The organism is Neorhizobium puerariae, from assembly GCF_042429745.1.
Lineage (GTDB): Bacteria > Pseudomonadota > Alphaproteobacteria > Rhizobiales > Rhizobiaceae > Neorhizobium > Neorhizobium puerariae.
Genome location: NZ_JBHMAA010000012.1, coordinates 1 through 23,190, shown reverse-complemented (window position 1 = coordinate 23,190; position 23,190 = coordinate 1). Strand labels below are relative to the sequence as shown.

General features: G+C 61.2%; 17 protein-coding genes and 1 tRNA gene. 5 read left to right on the top strand and 13 right to left on the bottom strand.

What is annotated here, in order from left to right; genetic code table 11:
* Nucleotides 1-43: 43 nt before the first annotated feature.
* Nucleotides 44-1,192, bottom strand: coding sequence for a mandelate racemase family protein (locus tag ACFFP0_RS10650; protein WP_377260177.1), 1,149 nt, complete (start codon nucleotides 1,190-1,192; stop codon nucleotides 44-46).
* A 305-nt stretch (nucleotides 1,193-1,497) separates the two neighbouring features.
* Here ACFFP0_RS10650 and ACFFP0_RS10645 point away from each other — a divergent pair, with 305 nt between their 5' ends.
* Both ACFFP0_RS10645 and ACFFP0_RS10640 read left to right on the top strand, forming a co-directional pair.
* Nucleotides 1,498-2,286, top strand: coding sequence for a FadR/GntR family transcriptional regulator (locus ACFFP0_RS10645; RefSeq protein WP_377260175.1), 789 nt, complete (start codon nucleotides 1,498-1,500; stop codon nucleotides 2,284-2,286).
* A 447-nt stretch (nucleotides 2,287-2,733) separates the two neighbouring features.
* Nucleotides 2,734-3,951, top strand: coding sequence for a glycosyltransferase family protein (locus tag ACFFP0_RS10640; RefSeq protein WP_377260173.1), 1,218 nt, complete (start codon nucleotides 2,734-2,736; stop codon nucleotides 3,949-3,951).
* Nucleotides 3,952-3,970: 19 nt separating this feature from the next.
* On the opposite strand, the gene ACFFP0_RS10635 is transcribed toward ACFFP0_RS10640, so the two are convergent.
* The 6 genes from ACFFP0_RS10635 to ACFFP0_RS10610 form a co-directional block, all read right to left on the bottom strand.
* A complete protein-coding gene (locus ACFFP0_RS10635) occupies nucleotides 3,971-5,128 on the bottom strand; it encodes a glycosyltransferase family protein (protein ID WP_377260171.1) in 1,158 nt (385 codons plus the stop codon).
* Between the two features lie 12 nt (nucleotides 5,129-5,140).
* Nucleotides 5,141-6,388 (bottom strand): glycosyltransferase family 4 protein, encoded by a 1,248-nt coding sequence (locus ACFFP0_RS10630; protein WP_377260249.1) that lies wholly within the window; start codon nucleotides 6,386-6,388, stop codon nucleotides 5,141-5,143.
* 102 nt (nucleotides 6,389-6,490) lie between these two features.
* Nucleotides 6,491-7,666, bottom strand: a complete 1,176-nt coding sequence (locus ACFFP0_RS10625) for an ABC transporter permease (RefSeq protein ID WP_377260169.1) — start codon at nucleotides 7,664-7,666, stop codon at nucleotides 6,491-6,493.
* Complete coding sequence (locus tag ACFFP0_RS10620; protein WP_377260167.1) at nucleotides 7,663-8,661, bottom strand: ABC transporter permease; 999 nt, start codon at nucleotides 8,659-8,661, stop codon at nucleotides 7,663-7,665. The genes ACFFP0_RS10625 and ACFFP0_RS10620 overlap by 4 nt, the downstream gene beginning before the upstream one ends.
* Nucleotides 8,661-10,538, bottom strand: coding sequence for an ABC transporter substrate-binding protein (locus ACFFP0_RS10615; protein WP_377260165.1), 1,878 nt, complete (start codon nucleotides 10,536-10,538; stop codon nucleotides 8,661-8,663). Before ACFFP0_RS10615 ends, ACFFP0_RS10620 begins: the two co-directional genes overlap by 1 nt.
* Nucleotides 10,535-12,430 carry a dipeptide ABC transporter ATP-binding protein gene (locus ACFFP0_RS10610; RefSeq protein ID WP_377260163.1) on the bottom strand — a complete coding sequence of 632 codons (1,896 nt, stop codon included), beginning with the start codon at nucleotides 12,428-12,430 and terminating at the stop codon, nucleotides 10,535-10,537. The genes ACFFP0_RS10615 and ACFFP0_RS10610 overlap by 4 nt, the downstream gene beginning before the upstream one ends.
* Before the next feature lie 251 nt (nucleotides 12,431-12,681).
* On the opposite strand from ACFFP0_RS10610, the gene ACFFP0_RS10605 reads away from it, so the two are divergent.
* Nucleotides 12,682-13,650, top strand: a complete 969-nt coding sequence (locus tag ACFFP0_RS10605; protein ID WP_377260161.1) for a glycosyltransferase family 32 protein — start codon at nucleotides 12,682-12,684, stop codon at nucleotides 13,648-13,650.
* A gap of 33 nt (nucleotides 13,651-13,683) precedes the next feature.
* Here the strand turns inward: ACFFP0_RS10605 and ACFFP0_RS10600 are convergent, their stop codons facing one another.
* Together ACFFP0_RS10600 and ACFFP0_RS10595 are read right to left on the bottom strand one after the other, a co-directional pair.
* Entirely contained in the window at nucleotides 13,684-14,424 is a 741-nt protein-coding gene (locus tag ACFFP0_RS10600) for a polysaccharide deacetylase family protein (protein WP_377260159.1), read from the bottom strand.
* The gene (locus ACFFP0_RS10595) at nucleotides 14,421-15,515 is read right to left on the bottom strand and encodes a glycosyltransferase family 4 protein (protein WP_377260157.1); all 1,095 of its coding nucleotides are present in this window, start codon (nucleotides 15,513-15,515) and stop codon (nucleotides 14,421-14,423) included. Before ACFFP0_RS10595 ends, ACFFP0_RS10600 begins: the two co-directional genes overlap by 4 nt.
* A gap of 154 nt (nucleotides 15,516-15,669) precedes the next feature.
* On the opposite strand from ACFFP0_RS10595, the gene ACFFP0_RS10590 reads away from it, so the two are divergent.
* Together ACFFP0_RS10590 and ACFFP0_RS10585 are read left to right on the top strand one after the other, a co-directional pair.
* A complete protein-coding gene (locus tag ACFFP0_RS10590; RefSeq protein ID WP_377260155.1) occupies nucleotides 15,670-17,010 on the top strand; it encodes a nucleotide sugar dehydrogenase in 1,341 nt (446 codons plus the stop codon).
* A 124-nt stretch (nucleotides 17,011-17,134) separates the two neighbouring features.
* Complete coding sequence (locus ACFFP0_RS10585; RefSeq protein ID WP_377260153.1) at nucleotides 17,135-17,617, top strand: class I SAM-dependent methyltransferase; 483 nt, start codon at nucleotides 17,135-17,137, stop codon at nucleotides 17,615-17,617.
* 44 nt (nucleotides 17,618-17,661) lie between these two features.
* On the opposite strand, the gene ACFFP0_RS10580 is transcribed toward ACFFP0_RS10585, so the two are convergent.
* The 4 genes from ACFFP0_RS10580 to ACFFP0_RS10565 all read right to left on the bottom strand — a co-directional run bounded on the left by ACFFP0_RS10580 (nucleotide 17,662) and on the right by ACFFP0_RS10565 (nucleotide 23,142).
* Nucleotides 17,662-18,117, bottom strand: coding sequence for a cyclic nucleotide-binding domain-containing protein (locus ACFFP0_RS10580; RefSeq protein ID WP_377260247.1), 456 nt, complete (start codon nucleotides 18,115-18,117; stop codon nucleotides 17,662-17,664).
* Nucleotides 18,118-18,139: 22 nt separating this feature from the next.
* Nucleotides 18,140-20,860: an ABC transporter transmembrane domain-containing protein gene (locus ACFFP0_RS10575; RefSeq protein WP_377260151.1), complete on the bottom strand. Its 2,721-nt coding sequence runs from the start codon at nucleotides 20,858-20,860 to the stop codon at nucleotides 18,140-18,142.
* A 670-nt stretch (nucleotides 20,861-21,530) separates the two neighbouring features.
* Complete coding sequence (locus ACFFP0_RS10570) at nucleotides 21,531-22,508, bottom strand: polysaccharide lyase family 20 protein (RefSeq protein WP_377260245.1); 978 nt, start codon at nucleotides 22,506-22,508, stop codon at nucleotides 21,531-21,533.
* 557 nt (nucleotides 22,509-23,065) lie between these two features.
* Nucleotides 23,066-23,142 (bottom strand) — tRNA-Met (locus ACFFP0_RS10565).
* Between the last annotated feature and the right edge of the window lie 48 nt (nucleotides 23,143-23,190).

Below are 23,190 nucleotides of genomic sequence, written 5' to 3'. Positions count from 1 at the left end.
CAGCAGACCTCCCCCGCGCCGGATGCAAGCCCGATGGGGCGAGCTATTCCGCCAAGTTGGCGTCGATGTAGTCGAAGTTGATATCCTCCCCGAGGCCTGGCGCCTGCGAGAGCCGGACGAAGCCCTCGCGGTCCATCGGGTCGGGGATGGAATTCAGATATTCGGGGCACGCATCGTAATCGAGGAACGGGTGCAGCAGGCCACGCTCGTACCAGCGGCAGTTCTTGCTGACGGCCGAGATCGCGAGGTTCTCCGCTCCGTGGCCGTGCACTTCGCAATTCATGCCGAAGCTCTCGGCCAGATGCATGGTCTTGAGCGCCGGAGTGATGCCCCCGACATCCTCCACGCCGGTGCGAAGAATGTCGCAGGCTCCCGCCTTGATCCACTCGGCACGGTGCTTGTACTTGCCGCCCATGGATTCCGGCCCGATGACCGGGATCTTCAATTCGGAGGCAAGCCACGCATAGGACGACATGGATTGCTCGTCCATCACCTCCTCGATCCAGGTGAAGTTGAGGGCTTCGAGCCCCTTGCCGAGCTCGTAGGCCTCCTCCCGCGAGTACCAGTGATAGGCGTCCAGCATCAACGGCACCCTTGGCCCGACGGCCTCGCGAACGGCCGCGCAGGCCTTCAGGTCCATCTCGATATCGGGCGACCAGCTCACCGGCGGCATCCAGGTATGAAGCTTGATGGCCTGATAACCGCGCGCGACCAGTTTTTCCGCAAAGCGGCCGTAGTCCTCCGGCGTCGCAAGACCTCCTTCCAGCTCGTCGCCGCACATGATCGAGCCGTAGGCAGGCACCTTGTCCCGGTAGGAGCCGATGATCTTGTAGACCGGGGCGCGGAGCAGATGCCCCGCCAGATCCCAAAGGGCGCAGTCGACGATGGCAAGGGTCCGGTCGCTGAGCTGGCCGCCGCTGCCGCGCTGCCAGTGAGCCAGATCCTGCCACAGCAGTTCCCGCGCGAGCGCATCCTGGTTGAGCACGACAGGCCGGATGAAGCGATCGAGCAAATGCGGCCGCAGCTGCTCGGGACTGCCGAACGCATGGCCGGCGGTCCCGTCCTCGCAGGTCAGAGTCAGCAGGGACTTTTTCACCCGGCGCGCCGGCCCGGGATGGGCGTGCCCGTCGCTGTCGAGTTCCTCATGCGTCGTGTACCAGAAGGTCCGCACGCTGGCGTCGATGATCTTCATTCTTCCTCACTCACTTGGCGGCGCAAACTGCGAGCGTGTCATCCGCATAACAAATCAGACTGCAGGGCCTAGACATCAGACTACATCGCCGCCGTTATATGACAACGCTATTCCACGAACAGAAATGCGTCAATACCGGGAAACAAGAGAAAATGGCTTAAAAATGCGGAGAACGGTCAAGGATCGCCCGACAGACACCTTGCGAAACAAAGCTCTCGATATTTGGATCGGCATCGGATAGTAACGTGCAGTATGACAAGGTCGCCACGCAGTCAGCTTGGCAGGCAAACAGGGGGAGGAACCAGATGAGGGATCTGATCGGGCAGGAGGACGATAACGACCTGGTCGACCTCGTCGGCCATTCACTCGTCATGCAGATCGTCACGGCCTTGCGCCGCGACATCGAACGCGGAACGGTCAAGCCCGGCGACAAACTGCCGAGCGAGAACGAGCTGACCCGGCTTCATTCCGTCAGCCGCGCGGTCATTCGCGAAGCCGTCGCCATCCTCCGTTCGGAAGGGATGCTGGAAGCACGCCGTGGCGTCGGCGTTTTTGTCGTCGACGCCGAACAGCGCGGGCAACCCTTCAGCGGCTTGTCGCTGGAGAGGATCTCCTCGGTCATCGAACTTCTGGAATTGCGCGCCGCATGCGAAACCGAGGCTGCGGCGCTCGCGGCCTCGCGCCGTTCCCCGGCGCAACTGGAAACCATTCTCGAACTGCATCGCAAGGTCGGCATCAATCTCGAAAAGGGCCTCTCGACCCGCGAAGCCGATTTCGCCCTTCACATGGCGATCGCCGAAGCCACCCAGAACCGTCGTTTTCCCGAACTGCTCCGGCTCATCAAGCCCGGGATCATCATGAGCCGGGATCTCCAGCAGGGCGGCAGCCATGCCGATGCGCTGCCGCCGAACCGCCACCTGCAGGAAGAGCACGGCCTGATCGTCAACGCCATCTTCGCGGGCAGGCCCGCGGACGCGCGTGAAGCCATGCAGGCGCATCTGCAGGGAAGCCTAAGCCGCTACAAGACCTTGCTGATCGAACGGGTTTCCGATCCCGCCCAGCCTGTGGCAACTCCCAGCGGTCGCCAGCACTAGATTTTCCAAGATCCCGGCACGGAGCCGCATATCTCCTGAACTGATCAGCCTGGGAGCATCCTTTCCATTGCCTGAAACCGGAGCGGATATCAGCCGAGGGTGCCGATGCTTTTCGGCATCTCCCGAGACCCCATGCCAAGTCATATTCACAGGTCGGTGAGGCTTTTCCGGGCCGGATCATTGCGCGCCGGAAGGTCGAAACTTGGACTTTTCGACCGCAAAATCTCCTCCCATGGCCTCTATGCGCCAGTACAGCTTCACAAGACGCAGCACATATGGCAGTCCTAATGTCCGGAGCCCGCCGATAATCCTTCCCTTCCCTCGGGATGGAGGAATTGTAGCTTTCGGACTATTCATTTGACGCCTAGTTCCAAAGATGATCTCTCAAGGCATCAATCTCGCCCCCAAAACCCAGATATCCAAGCCGCCGTCCCGGGAAATTCACTGATGCCACCTCTTTCGCAAAACGCGCGGATCTTGATGTACAGCCACGATACGTTTGGCCTCGGTCATCTGCGGCGCTGTCGGACGATCGCGCATTCGCTGGTGAACGCCTTCGGCGGGCTTCAGGTGCTGATCATTTCCGGCGCGACCATCGCCGGTGCCTTCGACTATCGGACGCGCGTGGACTTCGTCAAAATTCCCAGCGTCATCAAGCTGCGAAACGGCGAATACACGTCGATGAACCACCACATCGACCTTCAGGACACGCTGACGATGCGGCAGGCCATCATCCGTCACACGGCGGAAACCTTCGAGCCGGACATCTTCATCGTCGACAAGGAGCCGATGGGCATGCGGCGCGAGGTGGAGGATACGCTGGTCTATCTGAAGACCAGGGGCACGACCCTGGTGCTCGGCCTGCGCGAGGTCATGGACGCGCCGCATCTCCTGAAATCCGAATGGGAACGCAACGACATCATCCGCAAGGCCGACCAGCTCTACGACGACATATGGGTCTACGGTCCGCCCGACTTCTACGATCCGCTCGCCGGGCTCGACGTCCCGCAGTCGCTTCGGGCGAAGATGAATTTCGTGGGCTTCCTGCAACGGCATGCATCGGAATCGCGGAGCGGAAGCCACCATCGCGACGACTACATCCTCGTCACGACGGGCGGCGGCGGCGACGGCAGTGACCTTATCCGCGATGTGATCAATGCCTATGAGAGCGATTCCACGCTTACCCAGCGGGCTCTTATCGTCCTCGGGCCTTATATGCCTGCCGAGCAGCGCCAGCATCTGACACAGGCCGGCGCCCGGATTCCGGCCCTTGAGATCATCGAATTCGACAACCGGATGGAAGATCTGATCGCCGGCGCCAAGGCCGTCGTCGCGATGGGCGGTTACAACACCTATTGCGAGATTCTCTCCTTCGACAAGCCGGCGCTGATCATTCCGCGCATCAGCCCTCGGGAAGAACAGCTGATACGCGCGCGCAGAGCCCATGAACTGGGTCTGGTGGACATGCTGCATCCCGACGAGTCGGTGAACGGGCCGCGCCTGGCCCAGGCGCTCAAGGACCTCCTGAAGCGCGAGGCACCTTCGCAGACGGCGCCGCATATGCGCCTGGACGGGTTGTCGAACATCTGCGAGATCGTCAGGAAATGGCTCGGCCGCGGGCATGGCGACCACCTTTCGGTCGTCCAGGGCGGTCTGCCGTCCTGACCGGCCGGCCGGCAGGTCGCTACGGCGACGCCGGCAGGGCGCGCGCTTCAAGGAAGTCCCGAAGAATGAGCGCCGTCCGATGCGCGCCATCGAGCCGCAGCGGGACCTCCTTTTCCGGATCGAGCACAAGTGCGGCCGGAATGGCCTCGACCAGGGCTTCCGGCGAAAGCGTCGCCTCGTCCACCGAAACGGCAAGGGAAAGCGCCTGCAGCTTTTCGGCCCGCGTCGTCTGCTCGGTCTCCCCGCCGGCTGCGAACGGGATCAGCACGGCCCGGCAACGGGCGCGCAGGATATCGCAAACCGTATTGTATCCCGCTTGTGAAAGCGAAAGCCGCGCCTGCCCGAGAAGGCCTGGGAAATCCTTCCGGAAGCGGAGGATCTCGATTTCCGGCGGCGCCATCCGGGTGAGCCGGTCCATTTCGGCCTGATCCAGATTGGGGCCGGTGATGACGCACCAGCGCCCGAGCGGCGGCAATCCGGGATAGGCGGCGATTGCCGCCTCGATCAGCCTTGCGCCAACGGCGCCGCCGCCGGCGGAAACGATGACCTCAAATTCCGCCTCGCGCCATTCCGGCGCAGGCGGTGCGACAAGGCCGGTATAGGAGACCTTGTCCGCAATCTCCCCGGCAAGCGGAAACGTCTCTTCCAGCCGCACGAAATTCGGGTCTCCGTGGACCAGAACCCCATCGAAATGGCTCTTGACGAGCGCCACCGTCTCCTCGTCGCGGCCTGGCTTGCGGTTTTCCTGCAGAATATCGCGGACCGAGGTGAAGACCAGAGGGCGCGGTCTGCTGCGGCCGATCTCCTCTAGCAACGGAACGAGCTCGAAACGAACCTGCCGCCGGCCGAAAGGAAAGGCCTCTATGATGACGATATCCGGCTGTCGCGCCCGGAACACGGCAAGAAGCTGTTCCCGGCGACGGGCTTCGGCGGCGGCATCCACAGGGTTGCCTGCGGCATCCTTCAGTCTGGAGAAACCGTCGCCGGCCGTCACCGCAGGTTCGAGCTGGACGTGATCGATGCCCTTGGCCGGAAAGCCGTCGAGCGGCAGGCCGCCCGTCACCATGGTGACTGAAAAGCCTTCGGCAACGAGCGCTGCGGCAATCCGGCTCGCGCGGGCAAGATGGCCGATGCCGAGGAGATGCTGGACGTAGAAAAGAACCTTCGGAGAAGCCATGGCACACGGTCCTCAGGAAGAAAGCGCGTCGGATGGTCTGGCAAGCAACGCTTCGAGCTGCCGGATGCTCTGGCGATGGTCGAACTCACCGCGGACTTTCGCCTCCGCGGCCGCACCGATCGCCTGCCGGCGGGCCGGATCGCGAATGGCCCTTTCCAGCGCCTGCGCGAAAGCCGCGGGATCTCCCGGCGCGGCGAGATAACCGTTCACGCCATCGGTAAACATTTCGGGAATGCCCGAGATCGATGTCGAGACGCACGCGAGCTTCTGGCTGGCGGCCTCAACGAGGACGTTGGGCAGGCCGTCGCGATCGCCATTGTCGCTTACCCGGCAGGCCAGCGCAAAAAGATCGGCTCGGCGGTAGTGTGCGAGGATTTCCTGCTGGGCCAGGGCGCCATGCCAGCGGATGCGATCGTCCATGCCGAGTTTGGCCGCAAGGGCCTTGAGTTTCCTCAGCTCGTCGCCGCCTCCGATATGCTCGAAACGCCAGTGGAGATCGGCGGGCAACAGCGCAAGCGCGTTGAGCAACACGTCGAAGCCCTTCTTGTCGACGGCCCGGCCGACGCTCAGGATGGTGACCGGACCGATGGAATCCGAGCCATCCCGCAATGGCCGTTCTGCTCCAAAAGGCGGAAAGCGATCGAGATCGAGCCCGTGATAGCTCAGATGCACCGCCCCCCTGTCATGCGCCGAGAGATCGCTGAGATGTTCGAAGCCGGCCCGGGTACAGGTCACCGTCCATCGGGCATCGGCGAGCTTTTCGCGCAGCTCCCATTCCTTGGTCGTCCATATGTCCTTGGCATGCGCCGAAATGCTCCACGGCAGGCCGATGATCCGGCTCGCATAACGCCCGACCGCCGCTGGCGTGTGGATGAAATGGACATGAAGCCAGTCGGCCTTTTCAGGCCACTCCACGGCGAGGACCGCGGCTTGGCCGAAACGGCGGACGCGATTGCGCGTGAAATCGCGGCGAAGGTCCCGCAGAAAATCCTTGACGGCGGCTCCGAAGCCCGGCTTCGCAAATCCCAGGACAAGCGACCGCAGGACGCGGAACGGTTCTTCGTGCAGATATTCGGGCAGGTAATGCACCGGCGCACGGATCTCGTCATGAATGGGATGACGCTTCTTGTCGGTCGGCCGACGCATGGAAACGAGGACGAGTTCGAAACCGGCGCGCTCCAGCCCGAGCAGCTCCTGGGCGATGAACGTTTCGGAAAGCCGGGGATACCCCTTCAGCAGGACGACCAGTTTTCGCTGCATTGCCACGTTGAACGTTTTCCGGATGTCGATACGCCTGCGGGATGGTGGAAGCAGCAGCGCCGTACAGCCGGATCAGTAGTCCGCACGGCCGGATATTGCAAGCTACTGATAAGGATCGGCTGCATCGCGCAATCCATCTCCCAGGAAGTTGAACGCGAGAATGATGACGATCACCGGCACGACCGGAAACAGGAGCCAGGGATAAAGCGCCAGCACGTTGATCGTGCGGGCCTCCGTCAGCAGCACGCCCCAGCTCGTGATCGGCGGGCGCAGGCCGAGCCCCAGGAAGCTCAGGGTCGTCTCCCCGAGGATCATGCCGGGAATGGTCAATGTCGCGCTGGCGATCAGGTGCGACATGAAACCGGGCACCAGGTGACGACCGATGATGCGCCAGTGCCCGGCTCCCATCAGCTGGGCGGCCAGCACGTAATCCTCCTCTCGCAAGGCCAGCAGCTTCGAGCGGACCGCGCGTGCAAGGCCCGTCCAGTCGAGGAGGCCCAGGATGAACGTGATGCCGAGGTAGATGACGAGGGGACTCCAGTCGGCCGGCATGATGGCCGCCAGCGCCAGCCAGAGGGGAATGCTGGGAATGGACTGCAGGACCTCGATCACCCGCTGGACGACGAGATCGACCACGCCGCCGTAATAGCCGGCAAGCCCGCCGATGACGATGCCGAGCATGAAGCTGGTGATGATGCCGAGAAGGCCTATCGTCAGGGATATGCGCGCGCCGTAGAGAATTCTTGAAAAGACGTCGCGGCCGAGACGGTCCGTGCCGAGCAGGAAGACGTTCCCTTTCTGCGAGGGGCAGACCAGATGGAGGTCGCTCTCGACAAGCCCCCAGAAACGGTAGGCATCGCCGCGGCAGAAGAAGCGCAACGGCTGCACGCTGCTCGTGTCGTCCGTGTAGACACGCCGCAACGTCTTCATATCCAGCGTCATCTGATGGCCGTAGACGAAGGGACCGGCGAACTTGCCTTCGTGGAACAACCGCACCAGCTGAGGCGGCGCGTAGATGTTGTCCATGTTGCGGGTGTGGAGATTGTAAGGCGCCAGGAATTCGACGAACAGGATGGAAATATAGGCGAGGAGCAGTACGATCCCCGACACGACGGCGAGCCTGTGGCGGCGAAACCGCCAGAACATCAGCTGGAATTGCGATGCGCGCTTGAAAACCTTCTTCCCGTCCTTGGCATGGTCGTCCGCATAGGGATCGAACGGCGCCGGCGAGACATAGTGCAGGAGAGGGGCGCCATCCGGCGGCAGCGATGATGTCATTTCATGCTCCCACCCCTGAGACGGATTCTCGGGTCGAAAAGCGCAAGCGCGATATCGGAGATCAGCACGCCGATGACCGTCAGGAAGGCAAGGAACATCAGGAACGAGCCGGCGAGATACATGTCCTGACTCTGGAGCGCTTTGATCAGCAGCGGGCCGGTGGTCTCCAGCGACAGGACAACGGCGGTGATCTCCGCGCCGGAAATGATCGTCGGCAGGATGGAACCGATATCCGAGATGAAGAAGTTGAGCGACATGCGCAGCGGATATTTCACCAGCACGCGGAAAGGATGGAGGCCCTTCGCCCGGGCGGTCATCACATATTGCTTGCGCAATTCGTCCAGCAGGTTGGCTCTCAGGCGGCGCACCATGCCGGCGGTGCCTGCCGTGCCGATGATGATGACCGGAATCCACAGGTGTTCCAGGATGGAGCGGAACTTGTCCCAGCTCATCGGCTGCGCAAGATATTGCGGGTCCATCAGGTGGCCGATCGACGTACCGAACCAGATGTTGGCGAAATACATCAGGACCAGCGCCAGCACGAAATTGGGGATGGCGAGGCCGATAAGCCCGAGGAACGTCAGCCCGTAGTCGCCCCAGCTGTATTGATGGGTCGCCGAATAGATGCCGATCGGAAAGGCGATCAGCCAGGTGAGCGCGATCGTCACCGTCGAGACCAGGATGGTCAGCCACAGCCGGTCGCCGACGACATCGCTGACCGGCATGCGGTACTCGAACGAATAGCCGAAATCGCCGACCAGCATGCCGGCCGCCCAATGGAGGTAACGGATCGGCGCAGGTTTGTCGAAGCCGTAGCGCGCCCGCAGGTCCTCGATTTCCTGCATGTCGGCGGTTTCGCCGATCGCCCGCATTTCAGCGACGTAACTTTCGAAATAATCACCGGGCGGCAACTCGATGATGGTGAAAATGAGCATCGAGATGAGGATGAGCGTCGGGATCATCACCGCGATCCGCCAGAGGATGTAGCGGATCATCAGGCCTTCTCCTCCAGCCAGAAAGTGTCGGGCATGTAGACCCCGATATAGGATGTGGGATCGAAGCCGAAGAGACCCTTGTCGGGCATGTTGCGCAGGCGGGACGACCGGACGACAGGTTGAAGGGCGGCGTTGACGATGCCGATCGTGAAGACCTGCTGCGTGAATATCTGCAGCATCCTGTGCCAGATCTCCTCCCGTTCGCCGAAGGTCGACGCACGACGCCATGCCCGCATGAGGTCGACCAGCTCGATTGCCTCCGGCATGTCCGGGGCATGTCCGTCGCCGCCGCCGGAAAGATAGTGGAGCCCCCAGACCGGCCATTGCTGCTGATCGTTGGAGGTCGGCGCCAGCTCCTTGGGGGACATCTCCGCGGTGGGCACGCCATTGTCCAGCCCCTGGAAAACCGACATGACGGTTTCGCCGCCGATGATACGTTTGCGAAGGATTTCGCGCTGCGAGACGCGCGGGAACAGCCTGACGCCGATCTTGGCCCAATGGTCGGAGACCAGTTCGAGCACGTCGCTTTCGAAATTGTTCTCCCCGGCGGTCTCGACGATGAGCGTGGCAGGCCGCCCATCCGGCAGGAAACGCGTTCCGTGCGCGTTTCTCGTCAGCCCCGCTTCGTCGAGAAGCCTGTTTGCCTCGGCGGGATCGTGGGCCGCCCAGGCCGCGGCATATTCCGGCTTGAAGAGCGGGCTTTCCGGCAGCACCGAATTGGCGCTTTCGCGGGCCAGCCCGTAAAAGACAGCCTTGTTGATTTCCGTTCGGTCGACCGACAGGGACAGTGCGCGCCGCACCCTCACATCCCTCATAAGCGATCGCCAGACCTCGTCGTTGCAGTTGAGGTTGGGCAGCAGCGCGATGCGCGATCCCTGAGTGCGCTTCCAGAGGTCGACCTTGATGGGAAAGCGGTCCTCGGCGCTTTTCAGGAAGGTGTAATCGGCAAAATCGATATTCATGAGCTGCAGGTCGCTTTCACCGGCCCCCGCTTTCGCAGCGATGATGTCCGACGAACTGGTGTTCAGCAGCACGCGGTCGAGATAGGGAAGCTGGACGCCATTCTCATCGACCCGGTGGAAATACGGGTTGCGCGCGAATACGAACTGCGATGCGGGCGGCTCGGTCGTGTTGCACCACGGATCGAGCGTCGGCAGATCGGGATTTTCAGGGCGATTGGTGCGCGACATCTTGAGCTGCAGGTCGCTCCAGGTCTCGACACGGTATTTCTTGCACAGCTTGGCGAGCGTCTCCGCATCCTGGTACCGGGCGTGGAACTGCTTGAGATAGGCGGCCGGCATGGCCAGCTTCAGCGGCGAAGGGGCTGCAAGCTGCGCGAGGAAATCCGGGTTCGGCGCATGCCAGGTGAAACGCACCGTCCATTTGTCGAGGATCTCGAAGGTCGGCGCCTTGTTGTCGACCCGCAGATCGGTCGGAATGCCGCCGCGATGCAGTTCGCGATTGTTGTAGATATCCTCCCAGCAGAACCGGAAGTCCTCGGTCGTGAACTCGCTGCCGTCGGACCAGCGATGCCCCGGCCGGATATGGAAGGTGAAAGCGCGATCCTCGACCGTCTCGAAACTTTCCAGAATATCGGGCTGCAGGTTGAGTTGCTCGTCGTAGCCGATCAGCCTCGCATACCCGTAGATGGGCATCAGCCGGATATCGCGCTGCCCGCCGATCAACATGCGGACGGTCCCGCCGCGCCGGCCGGGCTTGCGGCCCATGGCGGCGAGATCGACAAGCCGTGGCTTGTCCGGGAGGCTTCCGGGCGTTTCGGAGGCGGAGGGAGACGGCGCCGCACCTGCAGGCGAACCGAACCGCGCCGCAAGGGCGGTCGACGCCAACAGGGCGAGAAGGTTGCGCCGGTTCATCATGATCGAAGCTCGCGTGCGTCCACGTTGCGGCGCGCCAGGACAAGGTGCCCGTTGCCGAGATCGGCATGGGCCAGTCCCTGTCCATCCTCCTCGTCGTCGAACTGCCTTCCCCAGCCGTGGAAGCCAGCCGTCTTCCTGATGCCGAGGGAGGAGAAGTCGAGCGGATGATCGAGATCGGGCACGGGAATGGCCGCTATGAGTTTGCGCGTATAGGGATGAATCGGGTCCCTCAGGATCACCTCGCAGGGGCCGATCTCGACGATACGCCCCGCATACATGACCGCCACCCGGTCGGCCATGTAGTTCACCACCGCAAGATTGTGCGAAATGAAAAGGTAGGTGAGGCCGAGATCCTTCTTGAGATCCTTCAGCAGATTGAGAATCTGGGCCTGGACCGAAACGTCGAGGGCGGAGACCGGCTCGTCGCAGATCAGGAGTTCGGGACCGAGCGCCAGCGCCCTCGCGATGCCGATGCGCTGGCGCTGACCGCCGGAGAAGCTGTGGGGATAACGCGTAAGCGCGCCGTCATCGAGCCCCATGGTGTGGACGAGCCGGCGCACCGCGGCCAGCCTGTCGCTCCGGCTACCGCGATCGTGGATTTCGAGCCCTTCGCCAATGATGCTCCGGACGGTCATGCGCGGCGACAGCGACGAGATCGGGTCCTGAAAAACCATCTGGATCTTCTGCCGCAGCACTTCGAGATCGTTTCCCTTCGCCGTCAGCACATCGAAGGAACGGCCCTCGGTATTGAAGGTTACCGTGCCCTGATCGGCGCTCAGGCCGCGCATCAGGATCTTGCTGAGCGTCGTCTTGCCGCAACCGCTTTCCCCGACAAGGCCAAGGCTTTCCCCCCGACGAATGTCGAAACTCACATCGTTCACGGCCAAAGTGCGCGCATGGCCGCCCGCCCCGAAAAACCCGGAATTCCTGGTGGTGAAGGATTTGCTGACCTGACGCACGGACAGGATGATCCCGGGGCCGGAGGACGCCCTCTGCTCCTTGCGCTTGCCGAGCAGTTCCGAGCTGTCGATCCGGATCTCCCGCAAGGGCTTCAGGCGCTCGCCGGGCGGCATGTCGAAATGCGGGACGGCGGCCATCAGGCCCTTCGGATAAGGATGGACCGGACGGCGGAATATGTCATCGACGGTTCCCGCTTCCATGATCTCGCCGCGATAGGCGACCACGACCTCGTCCGCGAGATTGGTGACGATGCCAAGATCGTGGGTGATCAGCAGCATCGCCATCTGGAAACGATCCTGCAGGTCGCGCAGCAGCTTCAGTATCTGCGCCTGGATCGTAACATCCAGAGCCGTCGTGGGTTCGTCGGCGATCAGCAGGGCCGGGCGACAGATCAAGGCGGAGGCGATCATGGCGCGCTGCCGCATCCCCCCGGACAATTCGAAAGGATACATCCGGCGCACTTTCGCCGGGTCCTTGAAGCCGACGACGGAAAGCATCTCGTCGATCCGCTCATGCTGATCCCTGACGGACGAAACGTCATGGATGCGCAATGCTTCCTCGATCTGGTTGCCGACCGTATGGAGCGGCGAGAAGGACGTCATCGGCTCCTGAAAGATCATGCCGATACGGTTTCCGCGGATATGGCGGATCTGGCGCCCGTCGCGTGGCAGGCCGAGGAGATCGATCGGCCCGCCGCCGAACGCCGGATCGTTGAAAAGTATCCGCCCCCCGATCGAAGCGACGGGGCTTTCTATTCCCACGATGGTCCGGCCGATGACCGACTTGCCGGAACCGGACTCACCCACGAGCGCCGTGACCTTGCCAGGACGAATCCGCATGCTGAGGTTCTTGACCGCGTCGATCCGACCTCCATAAATCGGAAAACTGACTGAGAGGTTCTCAATTCTCAGGAGGTCGGGAGCGGATGTCATGCCGCCCGCCTTTTCGTCACTCGAACCGATGTCAGGGTTTCTCGCCTGGAAAAGGATCGGCCGCCGCACCGCACTTCCCTGAAGAAGGCATAGGCTCTCCGGCTGACCGGTTCATCGAACGAAGGCGAAACTATGGACATGGCCTCATGGGAGCACGGCAGCGGCGTACGGTTGACGGGGTACGGCAAGCATCGTAGCGCATAAGAACGGACATCGTCCATTCCGTATATCCATGATTTTCAGGGTCTTTGATGAAAACGAGCGAAAGATACAAAAACGTTCTGCGCGCTGCCGAGAATCTGATCGGGAACAAGCGTTTTGACGAGGCGCGGGCGATCCTCGAACCGATGATGGATGAAGCGGCCGCGATCGGAGCGGTCCTCGGCTCAAGGACCTCGCTGGGACTGCCGAGACGCCTCCAGTCCACCCTGCTGAAGCTTGCGAAATCCGAAGCCGACCTGATCCGGAAGATCGCCTATCAATATCATCTCGTACCGCCACCCGGGACCATCGCGCGACATGTCGCTTTCAACGCCGATGAACGCCGCAGGATGGCCGCGGCAATGACCGCGCCGGTTCCGCGCGTGATCCATCAGATCTGGATCGGGACGAAACCCGCGCCGGTGACGATAGAAGCATGGAAGGCGCATGCCGACGCCCACGGCTACCGGCATCGTCTGTGGCAGGAAGACGATCTCCGCGCCGCCGGCGTCTATGAGAATGCAGTCTTCAACGCGATGCTGGACGCCGGCGACTATCCGGGCGCCGTGGATGTCGCGCGCTACCTGATCCTCGGCCAGGCCGGCGGCATCTATCTCGACTGCGATTGGTTCCCGGCCCGGCGCGATGCGAGCTTTCACGACGTGCTGCCGCTGACGGGGCTCGGCGCCTTCGCCGAGAATATTCCGCGCAATACGGGTGCCGGAACCACCCTTCTGGCGAATTCCTTCATCGCCGCACCGCCTGCCCATCCCATATTTGCGAAAATGGTCGGGGCAATGCCGGATATCCATGCCGAGCTGCCGGGCGCCCCGGCCTGGTGGACGACGGGGCCGCTGCTTTTCACCGTCGCCGCCCGCGCGACGGCGATAAATCTCGCACCTGCCGATTTCGTCGCCGCAAGCGCTCCCGCCACCGCAGCCCCGGACAACCTGAAACACCTGGCGTCGAAGGCCGAAAGCACCGCATCTGGCCTGCTGATCGCCTGGAAGCCCTGGTAGGCGGCAGGCAAGTGCGGCGCATCGAAGTAGGAGTCAGGCGCCGAGTATCCTTTCGCTTCGCATCCACCGGCATCCCGGATGCTCCCGGGTCAACCGGAACAGGGCTTCCAGAAAGGACCATGCGGCTGCGTCATGCACCAGATGGTGGCTCAGGATGCCGACCGTATCGAGAGGATGCGCCGTCAACGCCTCCATCCTCAGGAGGATTTCCGCAAACAGGACGTCCGCCGGCCGGCCATTTCTGGCGCCGCGCCAATCGATGATGTCGACATGGGTATTCAGGAGAGGGAGCGGGATGTCCCTGTTTTCCCTCCCGAAGATCGAAAGCGCCTGGATGCCGAGAGGCGGCAATGCCGGCAGCAGATCCTCGTGGATGCGGTTCCAGGGCGGCACGAGCATGGGAAAGGCGCGCTCTCCGAACAACCGCCTCAAGCGTTCCCGGCCCTCCCCGATCTCCGCGAGAACCACGGCGGAACCCCGGTGCAACCCGAGCTCCTGTTTCCTCTCCCCGCCGGGGGCATGGTTCCGATGGCTCCAGCCATGGACCGCCACGGTCGCCTGCGGCGCATCCTCAAGTCTTTGCGCGAGGCGCTCTCCGGCATCCGCCGGGATCACCGCGAGCGTGACGGGAATGTCGTTGTCGGCCGCAAGCCCGAGCAACCGGTCAAGCGAATCGGTCGGCTCGACGGCATCGTCGTCCCGCAGCCAGAATGTGATCGGCCGGCCGCGTTCGGCGGCGTGGTCAAGAGCCCGGGCAAGAAGATCGCTGGTCATGAGGAAGTTCCGATATATCTCGTGAGAATATCCTGCAGTCGGGAGACGGCTCGTTCGATCGACCGTTCGCTGCCCGCGAACCGACGTGCCTCGGTCGCCATCGCCTGCCTTTCCTGTTCCGAACGCAGCAGACGGTCGATCGCCGATGCATAGGCCCCCACATCGCCGGGAGGGGTCAGCAGGCCGGTGCGTCCATGGACCACGACTTCCGGAACGCCCGCGACCTCCTCGGCCACGACCGGCAACCCCGCCGCCTGGGCTTCCAGATAGGCGAGACCATAGGCCTCGCCATGGCCGGGCCAGACATAGAGTGAAGCGGCCGAAAGGAGGTCCGCAATTTCGTCGGGGTTTTTGACCCCATGCCAGCGAACCCGATCCGGCGCGATCTGCCGGAAGGCCATTTCCACCTCCTCTCGCCCCGGACCGTCTCCGACCACGTCCAGCATCCAGGGCCGCTCGCGGAGAAGGCCAAGTCCTTCAGCAAGCGCCTTATAGCTGCTGAGCTTGTCTCCCGCTCGCATCATGGCGACCGTGATCAGGCGGAAAGGGCAGGGCTTCGGCTCACGCGCCAGAAATGCGGTCGCATCGATGAATGCCGACAGGCGTTCGAACCGGGCGCGAGGGGCGGCGGCGCGCAGGCCGCGCTCGTCCCGATCGGTGAAACAGAGATTCACGGCCGCCATTTCGACCGCCTTCAACATCTCCGCCTGGCTGGAAGCCCAGGCGCCCTGGTTGCGCCGCGACGAATAGGAAGCCTCGGCGGTCACGTAAGGCAGGCCGAAATGCCGGCAGAGAGCGGGACCAAGCAGATCAGGCGCCTTGTAGTAGGGATGGTAGCAGAACCACAGATCAGGTTTTCCGCGAGAAGCCCATTCCTCCTCCAGTCGCGCGATCTCCCTTTCCGCAGCCTGCTGCCGGCCGGCGAATTCGGACATGCCGGCAACCGGCATGAAGGAGCGGAATTCCGAGACGATCTCGACATCGTGGCCGGCCATGCCCAATGCCTGGATGAGCAGGCGCGCCATCAAACGATCCCCCGAAGGGACGGGATGCGTGGGAGGTTTCAGGGGCGAATAGAAAGCGATTTTCATGGCGGCGATGACGAATGCGTGTAGAGGCGGGCGGAGGCTTGTATCAGGCCAGGACCAAACTTAAGTCACTGACCGGCCTTTCGGTCACACTTGACACATTGAGACTTCTCTCTCAACTGTCGGCCTTTCCCCGATGCTGCGGAGCCAATGCCGAATGCTCGACACCACACATTCTTCCAGGCTCCTCGCCGCTATCGATGCGAAGACGGCAAAAGCGGGCGTGATCGGGCTCGGGTATGTCGGGCTGCCGCTCGCGATCGCATTCTCCCGCGCCGGTTTTAAGGTGATGGGCTTCGATATCGATCCGGACAAGATCGTCGCGATCGAGGAAAACCGCAGCTATATCGAGGCCGTTCCGAGCGACATGCTGGCTGCGGAGTGCAATGCCGGACGCTTTTCCGCAACGTGCGATTTCGACCGCCTTGGCGCGTACGATATCGTTGCGATCTGCGTGCCGACACCGCTGACCGCCAACCGGGACCCCGACCTTTCTTTCGTCGAGAAGACCGCGCGCGCCATCGCCGCCACGCTGCGGCCCGGCCAGCTCATCGTCCTGGAATCGACCACCTATCCCGGCACGACGGATGAGATCGTCAAGCCCATTCTGGAAGAAACGGGCCTGAAGAGCGGCGCGGATTTCTTCCTTGGCTATTCGCCGGAACGCGAGGACCCGGGCAATCGGGATTTCCAGACGGCAACCATTCCCAAGGTGGTATCGGGCGATGGCAGCGACGCCGGCAAGCTGATGGCTGCCTTCTATGGCTCGATCGTCAGCGCCGTCGTGCCTGTCTCCAGCAATGCAACGGCCGAAGCGGTGAAGCTTACCGAGAATATCTTCAGGGCCGTCAACATCGCGCTCGTGAACGAACTGAAGCTCGTTTACGGCGCGATGGGAATCGATATCTGGGAAGTGATCGAGGCCGCGAAGACAAAACCCTTCGGCTTCATGCCCTTCTACCCGGGTCCCGGCCTCGGGGGGCATTGCATCCCGATCGATCCGTTCTATCTCACCTGGAAATCACGCGAATTCGAACAGCCGACGCGTTTCATCGAGCTTGCCGGCGAGATCAACACCGCCATGCCCCGCCATGTGGTCGGCAGGCTCGCCGAAGCGCTCGACATCCGGTCGGGGAAGGCGCTCAGCCGGTCGAACGTCCTGATCATCGGGCTCGCCTACAAGAAGAACGTTCCGGACATCCGCGAAAGCCCGTCGCTTCGCCTGATCGAACTGATCGAAGCGCGAGGCGGAAAGGTATCGTATTACGATCCCTACATCGCCGAGATTCCGGCAACCCGGGAACATGCGGCCCTTCGCGGCCGGAGATCGGTGGAGTGGGATGAACGGACGATCCGTTCCTTCGATGCCGTGGTCATCGCAACCGATCATGATATCGTGGACTATACCGCGCTTGCCGAATGGTCGGCGCTCGTCATCGACACCCGGAACATCTTCGCACGCCGCAAGATCGAGTCTGCTGCAATCGTCAAGGCCTGAAGCCTGTCGCGTGAAAAGAGATTCACGCGACAGGCTTTAGAATGTTGTTTCATGCATGTCGTTGCCGCTTGAAAGCACGATGCCGTCGCTGCGCTTCCCAAGGGGCGAGCCAAGAGGGACAGGAATGAGCCGTCTGGACATTTTCATCAGCCGCATGATCGCGCAACGCGATATCCTCAACCATATCCAGGCCAACGACCTGCTGCCTGCGGAAGGGGCCGTGCTCGAGGTCGGCCTGGGCAATGGCCGCAGCTACAGTCATCTCCGGGAATTATTTCCTATGCGGCGGATTGTCGCATTCGATCGTCATCTCGGCGCACATCGAACGGTTCTGCCGGGACCGGAAGATTTCGTGATGGGCGAAATCCGAGAAACGGCAACCGCCTTCATCGGTACCGGCGCGGCACTGGCGCACGCGGATATTGGCACCGGCTATCCCGAGAAGGATGCGATTATCGTCACCTGGCTGCCGGAATTGCTGGCTGGAATGCTGGCTCACGGCGGAATCGCGGTCAGCGGACTCCCGCTCGACCATCCTCATCTTCACCAGCTCCCGCGACTGCCTTCAGTGGAAGAAGGGCGTTATTATTTTTACAGTCGCACCTAAGACAACCGCCAGCTTCCGTAAGCCTCTTTCACCGGAAGAGGTCTTTAAGCGGGCTGATGCGCCTTTACGGTATCAAGCTCCCGGGTCGTGTTGCGCAGACGTTCCGCAAGCGTGCGGGTGACCCGCATCGTCATGTCGGGACTGTCGTGAATGATCCGCGAGAAGCAATCCTTGTTGATCTTCAGGGCCTCGACCTGCGTGACGGCCTTCGCCGTGTTGGTGCGCTCGCCTTCGCAAAGGAGGCAAATCTCACCGACGACGGAATTAACGCCGTTTTCACGAATTTTCGTTTGCCCGCCGGACGTTTCAAGCACGGTTTCCACCGTACCGCTGAGGATGACGTAAGCGGAATCGCCGCCGTCGCCCTGCTTAAACAGCTTCTGCCCAGGCTCGTAGCTGACGCGCTCGGACGCGAAAGCAAGAAGTTTCAATTTGCAGGGATCGATATCTGCAAAATAGGGCAACTTCTTCAGTAACTGCACTTCCTCACATAGCAACATCGCCGCCACCAATCGGATGCTATCAGGCTACCAGTGCCTTGAATATACCACTTTCTTCTCGAAGTGTCTCGTACAAACCATCTTCCACAATCTCGCCATTGTCAAACATAACCACTCTCCCAAACAGCCTGGAGAGGGAAATGTTCGACAGAACCCATACGATTGTCGGATTATTTTCCTGCTGGCGCAGATAGGTCAGGACATCTGTCACGATCTCCTCCTGCAAGCGCCTTTCCAGGCCGGGCAGCGGCTTGTTGAGTATATAGAAATCCGACCGGCGGATCAGCGCACGCGCCAGGTTGAGTTTCTGCCGCTGGATCAACGTCAGCCGCCGGCCGCCGGCCCCCATATCGAAGTCCAGCCCGACACGCAAGAGTTGATGATAGAAGCCCCGTTCCCGCGAAACCTTCGCCGCGATGGCTCGAATTTCCGACGGCGCATCGACATTGCGATTGGAGATCTTTCCGAACAGGACATTCTCCCCGAGGGTCGCATACGACATATAGGCATCGGCGTCATAGTGCTCGATCAGGCTTCGGAGATGGTCAGGCAATTCCGTGAAGAACATTTCGCGTGCACCGACGATCTTTTCCCGCAGATCGTCGCGCAGAACGCCAAGGCGGTAGCGCGGCTCGATATATTCGAGCGTCAGACGCACCAGGGCGCGCTGTTCTTCCGTGGAGAGAACGTCGGAGAGGCGAGTCCCCAGCTTCTGCAGGAGCTGCTGGTAATAGGCGATATCGTCGGCGGTCAGGAACGGCACCTGATTAAAGAAGGGGTGATCCGCCGGCAGGCCGGAGAAGATTTCCACCAGGTTGCGGGCAATGGTGAGGCCGGTGTCCACAAACGGCCTGAGAAGCCCCACCTTCTCCAGCGCGAGATAGAAATGGTCGCTTTCAAGCAGGGCACTTTCCCTGCCGAGCGGCTGTAGGGTTTTACCGAACAGCAGGTTCTCGCCCACTGTCGCTTCCTTGTTGTAAGCATCGGGTTCGAACGGAATGATCAGGCTGGAACGTCCGGTGCGGCGTATCTCGTCATGAAGCGCATGGCGCATCGCGACGACATCGGCCAGTAGCTGGGGGTTGGACTGCACGTCCAGCCTCGAATGCAAAGCAAATTCCAGCACGTCTTCGGTCAGCTGCACCGTATCGAGAGCCGCCAGGAGCGAGCCTTTTATATCTCCCCCGTCTCCGTTGCTGATCGAGGTCGTACGGTGATCGATCCAGCCTGCCCGGACGTCGAAATCCGGATTGGAAGCCAATTGCGCTTCGCGGATTTCCCAACGCCGCTGGCTTGCGGCATCTCCCTCGTACTGGGCTTCCTCCACAGGCGCATGTTTCAGGCCATAGAGAAGGTTATCCTTAAGGCTTCCATGGAAGAAATAGCTATCTGCGGACACATAGGAAAGCAGCCTTCCCGCCACCGATTCCGGCAGTTCGAGAATGCTCTGGTCGCCCAGGCATATCTTGCCTGACTCGGGCCAGACCTGCCGGCCGAAAGCCTCCGCCAAAGCCTCGGCACCGCGGCCGAGGTTATCGGCCATGGCGACGGTTTCGCCATGCGCGAACCGGATCGATGTTCCATTCAACACCCTGGCGCCGCTTTCGTCCTCGACGACGAGGTTGATCGCGGAGAGCTGCTCGCCATCATAGGCTTGCACTGCGGGCGAAAGCGCATGGGTCGCCGGATCGATGAGGTCGTCGAATTCGAAATGATCCCGCACCTGCTCGTATTTCACCTGTACGTCCTGGCGGGCCTGATCCCAGTCGATCAGTTCCTTGAGCGGACCCGGGAGGTCCTTGTAGGCGTTGATGACGGCCACGAGCTGACCGACATCCAGGGTGCCTCGCAATGCGAAATAACCGCCGATCAGATAGAAGAAGAAGGGGGTCAGCTGCGCAAGGAAGTTGTTCAGGAATTTGACCAGGAACTTCCATTGGTAGATGTCGTAGCGGATCTTGAAGATCTGGCCGAGCCGATTGGCCACATCCGCACGCTCGTAGTTCGAGGTATCGTAGGCGTGAACGGTGCCGATACCCTCCACCACCTCGCTTACCTTGCCCGCGAGGTGCCGCGCGGTGATCTGCCGCTGGCGGCCGAGCTCGATCAGGCGGCGGCGCATCTTGGGAATGACGATCCCCTGCACGAGCACCATGACCGCGGCGACCAGGCCAAGCCAAAAGCTCTGGAGCAATATGAACAACATGGCCGCCAGAGCCTGGCCGCCCAGCATGGCCGGCTGGACGAAGGCATCGCCCGTGAAACCGCCAAACGGCTCCACCTCGTCCTTGATCATGCTGGCGATCTCGGCGCCGTGGACGCTCTTTATGCGGCGTGGCGGGAAACGCAGCACCCTGTCGAAAAGCTCATAGCGGATGCGGCGGAGCAGCCGTTCGCCAAGCCTCCCCTTGTAGGTGTTGATGTAATATTTGAAAAAATTGTTCACGATGACCAGGGAGAGGAATGCAGCGCTCAAGCCGACAAGCGACTGCATTCGCCCAAGCTGGAAGCCCTCAAAGGAATACACCGACCCCAGAAACGGCAGATAGATGTTGAATTCCATAAAGGGTTGCGTCGAATTGGCAGACTCGAACCCTGCCCCCTGAATGGGACCATTGATGATCTGCTTGGGCAGATCGAGCGATAGGAAATAGGGGACCATGGAAAACAGCACGATCGTCAGAATCCAGATCTGCTGCGGTCGCGTATGATTCCAGATGTAACGAAGGAGGCTCTTGTCCATTATTTCATCGCTGGTGCATCAACCCCCTCATTGGGGACGCACGATTCAAAGGTGAGTGATGTGAAAATTAAGCTCTAGATGTTGGGAGCGTTGATGCGCAGTTCAACCATCTGCGACAAAACTCCGTTCCTGCACCTGTGGCCGGCCGCCCATCCCGAATTCCTCCATCCGGCCACAGTATGCGAGCCTCACTGCCGCATCAATGGAATTCACAGGCGGAGCGCTCCATGCAACATATTTTGAGTTCCTGTTTTTCAACCCGTTGCCTTTTCGCAACCGCCCCGTCCTCGGGCAACATGCTCCGGCCCTCGAAAGAAAACGCAGCCGTCCAATGCAGCATATAGTCAGGAACCACCCCGGAGCTTCGAGCCTGACAGGCGGAATCATCGTCATTTCCACGGAAGCCGGACCTCACGTCAATCCAAGTCGATCTACGGAGAATCGACGCCCACTGAATAGGCCGATCAACCGAAGCCGGCTAATCACCTATGTTCTCTTTCGCGTGTTTACAGCCGAACAGTTTGTCACCGCCCCGCTCCGGCACCCTCCACGGAGATCAATACGATCGCTCGCAGGAGTGTCGGCAGCATCAGGCAGTGAGTTTTCTCATCACGTTGATCGGGATTTTCAGGAAGCGTCGAAAAAGTAGGGACGATGATTTTACAGACCATCAAGGGTCGATCATCCGGCACTGTTCCTTTTGCTCCAGGACGTCCTCGCAATTCGGCGAGCGCACGAAATCATCATAATATAGCGACCAGAGACCGGGAGCGCCGTCACGATACGGCCCGAATTTGAAATACTGGTTCTCGCCGAGGCCAGCATCGGAATGGCCGATCGCACCCTTTACGGATACGATCCATTTGCCGTTGGCAAATATCTCGATATGGCCTGTGCCATCCGGCCCTGGCTTGGAGAGAACACCGAAGTAAATCCAGCCCGAGGCGACATCCGGCAGGGCGTTACCCCGGTTGGTGACCACGATCTTGTCGGTACAGCTTGTAAACCGTTCCGCGTCGACCGCCGACCAGCCGTCAGGCCGTACCACGAGTGCGCGGATCTGGTTTGTTTCCGGCCGGAGCCATGCGGGTACCGCGCCATCGGGACATGCGCCGTTCTGCGGCGAACTCGAAAGTCCCTCATGGTAATTCGTTTCAACGGTTACGAAGAGTTTGCCGCCACTGAACCGGAAGCCCAGATACGGGCTGAAGTCACCCTGCGCATCCGGTCCGATTTCCCTCTTCCACTGGGCGATCAGATAACGGTGGTCATCGGCCGGGATGGGGTCCGCAAACTTGACCGCGAAACCATACCAGACCGCGGTATCGTATGGGACGCGTAATGGCGTCCTTTCCCAGATTTCCGCACGCTCGCTGCAGCCGGAATCCTCGATCGGGCACAGCGAACGGACGGTCAGTTTCAGGGAACCGGCCCCGTTGCGCTTGACGCCGCTTTGAAACTCAGCCGTGCCCGCGGCTTGCTCGTCGTTTTCCCGGTAATACAGGCCACCCGCCTCCGCAAAGTCGGCGCCATCGAATCCATCACGCAAGATTCGAGAGGCCGGCCCTTCCGCCTGCGCTGGTGCAAATCCCTGCGAAAGGACAAAAGCCAGTCCCGCGATAAATGCCAAACGAAAGTCTTTGGGCAATGAACGGCCACCTTGTTCCACAGCTGACTCATGAAGATCAAAATTCTTGACGAAAGGCAAGATAAGCAGTGTGAGCGGGTGCATGCCCGCATCGCTATTTTGGATGTCAGTCTTGATCGCAACCGGGGGTCCGGCAGCTTTACGATTCGCTACAAGGGAGATTCGGGCGAGAAGCGGATCGAGGCGGCCGACTTCAATATCCCCCGCCGCCGCCGCCTTGCCGCGCAGCCCGAGATACCATTCTTCGGCAATCACCTTCGCCTGCTCCAAACCCGTTTCCTTGGTACTGGTACGGAACTGGCGGCCTTTGACAGTTGCCGAGCAATGCCACGTCAGCCCCCCGCGCCGGTAGACATTGACCTTTCCCCCGAGGATTTCGTGGCTCGCCATACCGGCCCCCCTGCTTGTTTTCCGTGTTCGATATGGGAACAGGGAATCACGGGAACAAGAACCGGTCAAATCGACGCCGGGTTTTGTGCTAGAATTGTGCTAGAGGATTTTGGGCAAAAAAATAGCTCCGGGATGACCCAGAGCTATTTGATTTCATTCGAATTTCTTGGTTGCGGGGGCAGGATTTGAACCTGCGGCCTTCAGGTTATGAGCCTGACGAGCTACCGGGCTGCTCCACCCCGCGCCAAGTGCAAAACCCTTTGGGTTTTGTCACGGCGGCATCACAGCGTAT